The organism is Geodermatophilus sp. DF01-2 (assembly GCF_004571065.1).
Lineage (GTDB): Bacteria > Actinomycetota > Actinomycetes > Mycobacteriales > Geodermatophilaceae > Geodermatophilus.
In genome coordinates this window covers 21902-29171 of the sequence record NZ_SPQN01000057.1, presented here as the reverse complement: position 1 = coordinate 29171, position 7270 = coordinate 21902, and the positions used below count along the sequence as shown (strand labels likewise).

The following is a 7270-nucleotide window of genomic DNA, read 5'->3' as shown; positions in this document are numbered from 1 at the left end:
TCCAGGCCCCAGCGTCAGACTGAGCTACGGGATCGTGTCCCAGGCGGGAGACCGACGTCGGCGGGCGACCCGGCCACATTTTCACGCCTGCCAGGCGTCACCGATAGGGACAGGAAGACTGAGCTGATCATCGGGTTCCCGCGCGGCGACCCCGTGACGGAGCGACGGACGGGAAGACCCTGGGCACGCCGTCGAGTCGCAGAGGGGCGCGGCTCCGCGCAGCCGGGGGGAGGGCACGTGGCCGCGGTGCGGTCCGGAGGACCGCGATGTCATCGCCCTCAGACTCCGGGCACGCGCATGCGGCGGGGGCCGGGGTCGATCCGGGCGGTCGGCGGACCGACCCGGGCGGCGGCGCCGGCGACGACCAGCGACCGCCCGCCGTGCCAGGGGTTGGCCGGGCCGACGATCACCGGCTCCAAGGCGAGTCGCAGCACCTCGGGCAGGTCGTCGGCCAGCCGGGCCACCCGCAGCAGCAGGTCCTCCAGCGCCGCGACATCGACCGGCTCCGAGCCGCGGTAGCCGTCGAGCAGCGGCCACGCCCGCGGGGCGCGGACCAGCTCCGCGGCGTCCAGGTCGGTCAGCGGCAGCGTGCGGTAGGCCCGGTCGCCGAGCAGGTCGGTGGCCACGCCGCCGAGGCCGAAGCTGACCAGCGCCCCGAAGGACGGGTCGTCGACGACCTCCACGACCGTGGCCACCCCGGGGGCGGCCATCTCCTGCACGACCACCGGGTCGCCCGCGGGGATCGCCGCGAAGGCCGTGCGCACCGCGTCGGCGTCGGCGAGGTCGAGCCGGACCCCGCCGAGGTCGGACCGGTGCCGCAGCCACGGGGCCGTCGACTTGAGCACGACCGGGTAGCCGATCTCCTCGGCCGCGGCGACCGCCGCCTCCGCGTCGGGAATGGTGCGGGTGCCCAGCAGCGGGATGCCGTACGCGGCCAGCAGCGCGATCACCTCGTCGTCGGTCAGCACGCGCCCGTCGGGAACCGAGGCCAGCGCCCGCAGGACGACGTCCCGGGCGGCCCGCTCGTCGACGCCCTCGAGCTCCGGCAGCCCACCGACCGGGCGGCGTCGCCAGCGGGCGTACTGCGCCACCTTGGCCAGCGCGATCACCGCCCGCTCCGGCGTGGAGAAGGACGGGACCGAGCCGCGGGCCGGCGTCCCGTCCTCCCCCGGGACGGCGACCTCCGGCGGGATGCCCTCGGCCGAGAGGAACGTGGCGACGATCGGCTTGTCCGCACCGGAGGCCACCTCGCGCAGGGCTCGGCCGAACTCCTCCGACCCGCGACTCAGCGGCGGCAGGAACACGGCGACGACGGCGTCGACGCCCTCGTCGTCGACCGCCTCCTGCAGTGCGACCCGGAACTCCTCGGCCGAACCGCCGGCACCGATGTCGGTGGGCGCCTCGCGGGCCAGGTGCAGCCCCTGCTCGAGGACGGCGTCGGCGACGAGCACCCCCATCGCGGTGGAGTTGCCCACCACGGCGATCCGTTCGCCGGCCGGCAGCGGCTGGTGCGCCAGCAGGGTGCCGACGTCGAAGAGCTGCGCCAGGGTCTCCACCCGGATGACGCCGGCGGAGGCGAAGAGGGCCGCCACCGACTCCTCGGGCACCGCCACCGAGGTGCCGGCCAGCCCTTCGGTCATCCGCACGTGCCGGCCGCTCTTCACCGCGACCACCGGCTTGGTGCGGCCCACCCGGCGGGCGAGCCGGGCGAACTTGCGCGGGTTGCCGAAGCTCTCCAGGTGCAGCAGCACCACCTCGGTGCCCGGGTCGGTGGCCCAGTACTGCAGCAGGTCGTTGCCGCTGACGTCGGCGCGGTTGCCGGCGGACACGAAGCTGGACAGGCCGATGTTGCGGCTGCGCGCCTGCTCCAGCAGCGCCGAGCCGAGCGCTCCGGACTGCGCGAAGAAGCCCACCCGCCCGCGGCCGGGGACCCGCGGCGCCAGGCTGGCGTTGAGCCGCACCGCCGGGTCGGTGTTGACGATGCCCAGACAGTTGGGGCCGACCACCCGCATACCCGAGGCGCGGGCGGCGGCGACCAGCCGCCGCTCGGCCATCCGACCCTCCGGCCCGGACTCGCCGAACCCGCCGGAGATCACCACCAGCCCGCGGACCCGCTTGCGCCGGCACGCCTCGACGACGCCGGCCACCTCGTCGGACGGCACCGCGAGGACGGCGAGGTCGACGTCGTCGGGGATGTCCTCGATGCCGGCGTAGGCCGGTACCCCGCACACGTGCCGGGTGCCCGGGTTGACCGGGTAGATCGGGCCGCGGAGGCCGTAGTCGAGCAGGTGCCGCAGGACGGCGTTGCCGATCTTGCCCTCGTCGTTGCTGGCCCCGACCACGGCCACCGACGACGGGGTGAGCAGCCGCGCGATCGACCGGGACTCGCTGCGCTGCTCCCGCTCGTAGGCGACCTGCAGGGCGGTCTCGGTCGGCGCGATCGGGAAGGTGAGGTGGACGACGCCCTCCTCGTAGGCGCGCTCGGGGGTGTAGCCGGCGTCGAGGAAGACCCGCACCATCCGGTTGTTCTGCGCCAGCACCTCGGCGACGAAGCGCTGGATGCCCCGCTCCCGCGCCGCGGCGGCGAGGTGCTCGAGCAGCACCGAGCCCAGCCCCCGACCCTGGTGTGCGTCCTCGACGAGGAAGGCCACCTCGGCGTCGTCCGTGCCGGGGTAGCGGTCGTAGCGGCCGACGCCGACCACCTGGTCGCCGAGCACCAGGACGAAGGCCACCCGGGCGTCGTGGTCCACGTGGGTGAAGCGGTGCAGGTCCCTCTCGGACAGCCGCCTCACCGGGCCGAAGAACCGGTAGTAGCGGGTCTGGTCGGAGCTGCGGTCCATCAGCCCGACCAGACCCTCGGCGTCCTCCGGGCAGATGGGGCGCAGGTGAACCGTGCCGCCGTCGGCGGCGATGATGTCGGCCTCCCAGTGCGCCGGCGGATGGGGCGGAGTGCTGTCCCGCGGGAGGGTCGCCTTCTGGGTGTTCTGCTCAGTCACGTGGGTCGTCCGGGTCCAGGCCGAAGTAGGGGAACGAGGCGTGGCGGGTGCGGGCGATCGCGCGGTCGACGCGGGACTCGGTGAACGGGTCCCAGGCCGCGAAGCCGGTGTAGCCGCCCTCGGTCATGTGCGTGGGCGGCCGGGCCCGCAGCCCGCGCCGCAGGACGTCCTCCCGCCAGGACTCGGGGATCTCCGTGGCCGGGTCCAGCCGAGCGCCGGCGGCCTCGGCGATGAGGTGCGTCCAGGCCCGGGGCACGCAGCGCACCAGGCCGTACCCGCCGCCGCCCAGAGCGATCCACCGGCCGTCGCAGAGCTCGTGGGCGAGGTCGTGGACCGCCCGGTAGCTCGCCCGCTGCCCGTCGATGGTCAGCCCGAGGTCGGCCAGCGGATCCTCGTGGTGGGCGTCGCAGCCGCACTGGGTCACCAGGATCTCCGGCCGGAACGCCCGCAGCACGCTGGGCACGACCGCGGAGAAGGCGCGCAGCCAGCCGGAGTCGTCGGTGCCGTTGGGCAGCGCGAGGTTGACCGCGCTGCCCAGGGCCGTGTCGGGGTCGCCGGTCTCCTCGGGGAACCCGGTGCCGGGGAAGAGGGTCAGCGGCGTCTGGTGGATGCTCACCGTCAGGACCCGCGGGTCGTCGTAGAAGGCCGTCTGCACGCCGTCGCCGTGGTGGACGTCGAGGTCGACGTAGGCGATCCGCTGGTGGCCCTGGTCCAGCAGCCACCGGATCGCCACGGCCACGTCGTTGAAGACGCAGAACCCCGACGCGCGGTCCCGCATCGCGTGGTGCAGCCCGCCGGAGATGTTCACCGCGTGCTGCGCCCGGCCGGTGTGCACCTGCTGGGCGGCGAGCACGCTGCCGCCGGTGATCAGCGCGGCGGCGTCGTAGACGCCTTCGAAGATCGGGTTGTCCGGCGTCCCCAGGCCGTGGCCGACCTCCGGGTCGGCCGGTGCGCGCTTGACCGCCTCGAGGTAGGCGGGGTCGTGCACCAGCGTCAGGAGGTCGACGTCGGCCGGCGTGGGCCGCAGCACCTCCAGCCGGTCCGAGGCCAGCACGCCCAGGGAGTCGGCCAGCCGCATCGTGAGATCCAGCCGGACCGGGTGCAGCGGGTGGTCGCCGCCCATCGTGTAGCCGAGCAGCGCGTCGTCCCAGACGACCGCGACCGAGTCACTCACGGGGCACTCCTGTCGCTGACGACGTTGTCGCAGGCGACGCTACCGCCGGGGCCTCGGCGCCGTGCCGACGACGGCCCGCCGCGTGCGCGGTCGCAGGCACCCTCTCGCCGTACCATCAGGGCGACACGGAGGAGAGCTGTGAACGACCTCATCGACACCACCGAGATGTACCTCCGGACGATCTTCGAGCTGGAGGAGGAGGGGATCGTCCCCCTCCGCGCCCGCATCGCCGAGCGGCTGCACCAGAGCGGCCCGACGGTGAGCCAGACGGTCGCCCGGATGGAGCGCGACGGCCTGCTGACGGTCGAGGGCGACCGGCACCTGCAGCTGTCCGAGTCCGGCCGGAAGCTGGCCACGGCGGTCATGCGCAAGCACCGGCTGGCGGAGTGCCTGCTGGTCGACGTCATCGGCCTGGACTACGCCGACGTCCACGAGGAGGCGTGCCGCTGGGAGCACGTCATGAGCGAGGCCGTGGAACGCAAGCTGCTCACCCTCCTCGGCAACCCGACGGTGTCCCCCTTCGGCAACCCGATCCCGGGCCTCGACGCCCTGGGCGGGGAGACCTCCGCGGTGCAGGACTCGCTGACGCTGCTGTCGACCACGGCCACGCCCGAGGGACGCCGGGTGGAGATCAAGCGGATCAGCGAGCAACTGCAGGAGGACGCCGAGCTCCTGCGCACGCTCGCCGAGCAGGGCGTGCGGCCGGGCACGACGGGCGTCGCGCAGCTGACCGCCGGATCGATCAGCATCGACGGGAACATGCTGCCCGCCGGCGTGGCCCAGCACGTGTTCGTCAGCGCTCTCGACGAGGAGCTGACCCCGGCCCCGGCTGCTCCCCAGCTCTGAAAGCGGACCCCCTTGCTCCCCGCCCCCCGCAGGCTCGCGGCGGGCCTCTGCAAGGGGGCCATCGGGCCGGAGCCGGTCCGGCTCCTACGGTGGGCCGGGTGAGCGAGCCCCCCGACGTCCCCGCCAGCCCGTCCTCTCCCTTCGCCGACCTGGCCGCCTTCGTCGCGATCCCGCGGGTCGCGGGCCTCGCGCTGTCGCCTGACGGCCGCCGGCTGGCGGTCGCGGTGCAGACGCTCGACCCCGAGAGGACGAAGTGGCAGTCCGCGCTGTGGGAGGTCGACCCGGAGGGACGGCGTCCCGCCCGCCGGCTGACCCGCGGTGCACCGGGCGAGTCCGCACCGGTGTGGGCGCCCGACGGCTCGCTGCTGTTCACCGCCGCCCGGCCCGACCCTGCAGCCAAGTCCGACGGGGAGGAGCCGAAGCCGTCCCTGTGGAGCCTGCCCCCCGACGGCGGTGAGGCCCGGCCGGTGCTCACCCATCCCGGCGGCGTCGGCGGCGTGGCCGTGGCCGCGGACACCGGCGAGGTCGTGGTGACGGCGTCGGCCATGCCCGGCGCGGCCGACGCCGAGGCCGACGCCGGGCGCCGCAAGCGGCGCAAGGAGGCGGGGGTCACCGCGGTCCTGCACGAGGCCTACCCGGTGCGCCACTGGGACGCCGACCTCGGCCCCGCCACCCCGCACCTGTTCTGGGCCGGCGCCCTGCCCGCCGACGCGCCGGCCGGTGGGGAGCCTCCGGCGGTGCAGCTGCGCGACCTGACCCCGGACGCCGTCCCGCCCGACGGCGCCGGCGGGGACCTCCACCTCTCCCCCGACGGCCGGCTCCTCGTGCGCGTGGAGGCGGTGCCCGACGGGCCGGCCGGCCGGCGGGACCGGCTCACCCTCCTGGAGACCGCGACCGGGGACTCCCGCGTGCTGGTCGACGACCCGCTCGCCGACGTCCACTCCCCGCGCTTCTCCTGCGACGGGACCGCCGTCGTCTGCGTGCGGGAGGCGATGTCGACCTACGAGGAGCCACCCGACTACACGCTCCTGCACGTCGACGTGGCCAGCGGGGCGGCCCGCGAGCTCACCGCAGGCTTCGACCGCTGGCCGTCCGCGCCACAGTTCAGCGCCGACGGACGCGCGGTCTACTTCCTCGCCGACGACGACGGCCGGCACGCGCTCTTCCGCGTTCCGGTGGACGGCGGCGAGCCGGTACGGCTGACCACCGACGGGGCCTACAGCAACCTGCAGGTGGCCCGGGACGGCAGCGCCCTCTACGCCCTGCGCTCGGCCTACGACGAGCCGCCGGCGCCGGTGCGGCTGGACCCGGAGGCGACCGGCCAGCACCCCGAGCCGCTGCCCAACCCCGGCACCCTCGCCGCGCTGCCCGGCACCCTGCACGAGATCGAGGCGACCGCCGCCGACGGGACCCGGGTGCAGTCGTGGCTGGTGCTGCCCGAGGGTGCGTCGGCGGAGCACCCGGCCCCGCTGCTGCTGTGGATCCACGGCGGCCCGCTGATGAGCTGGAACTCCTGGTCGTGGCGCTGGTGCCCCTGGGTGATGGCCGCCCGCGGGTACGCCGTCCTGTTGCCCAATCCGGCGCTCTCCCAGGGGTTCGGACAGGACTTCGTCCGCCGCGGCTGGGGCGAGTGGGGCGAGGCCCCCTACACCGACCTCATGGCGGCGGTGGACGCCGCCGAGCAGCGGCCGGAGATCGACGCGACGCGCACCGCGGCGATGGGCGGGTCGTTCGGCGGCTACATGGCCAACTGGGTGGCCACCCAGACCGACCGGTTCCGGGCCATCGTGACCCACGCCAGCCTGTGGGACCTCGACTCCTTCACCAGCACCACCGACGCCGCCTACTACTGGGAGAAGGAGTGGGGCGACCCGCTGCGCGAGCCCAAGCGCTACGAGCAGAACTCGCCGCACCGCTTCGCCGACGCGATCCGGACACCGATGCTGGTCATCCACGGCGACCGCGACTACCGGGTGCCGATCGGGGAGGCGCTGCGGCTCTGGTACGACCTGCAGAAGCGCGGCGTTCCGTCCCGGTTCCTGTACTTCCCCGACGAGAACCACTGGGTGCTCACGCCGGGGAACGCCCAGGTCTGGTACGAGACGGTGCTCGGCTTCCTGGCCGAGCACGTCCTCGGTGAGGAGTGGCGGCGTCCCGAGCTGCTGTAATGGAAATCGGCGATTCCCATCGTTCGAGGCGGCCCGCAGGGGCCATGGATTCTGTGAAGAAGGACCGTCCTCCCCACCCTTCGCAG

4 protein-coding genes are annotated in these 7270 nt (G+C 74.6%); 2 read left to right on the top strand and 2 right to left on the bottom strand.

Annotation, left to right across the window (positions count from 1 at the left end):
• Window positions 1-278 precede the first annotated feature (278 nt).
• Window positions 279-2996, bottom strand: a complete 2718-nt coding sequence (locus E4P41_RS14960; RefSeq protein WP_135142067.1) for a bifunctional GNAT family N-acetyltransferase/acetate--CoA ligase family protein — start codon at window positions 2994-2996, stop codon at window positions 279-281.
• Complete coding sequence (locus tag E4P41_RS14955; RefSeq protein ID WP_135142066.1) at window positions 2989-4170, bottom strand: acetoin utilization protein AcuC; 1182 nt, start codon at window positions 4168-4170, stop codon at window positions 2989-2991. Before E4P41_RS14955 ends, E4P41_RS14960 begins: the two co-directional genes overlap by 8 nt.
• A 138-nt stretch (window positions 4171-4308) precedes the next feature.
• Here E4P41_RS14955 and E4P41_RS14950 point away from each other — a divergent pair, with 138 nt between their 5' ends.
• Both E4P41_RS14950 and E4P41_RS14945 read left to right on the top strand, forming a co-directional pair.
• A complete protein-coding gene (locus E4P41_RS14950) occupies window positions 4309-5016 on the top strand; it encodes a metal-dependent transcriptional regulator (protein WP_135142065.1) in 708 nt (235 codons plus the stop codon).
• 98 nt (window positions 5017-5114) lie between these two features.
• Window positions 5115-7184: a S9 family peptidase gene (locus E4P41_RS14945; protein WP_245177367.1), complete on the top strand. Its 2070-nt coding sequence runs from the start codon at window positions 5115-5117 to the stop codon at window positions 7182-7184.
• Window positions 7185-7270 lie beyond the last annotated feature (86 nt).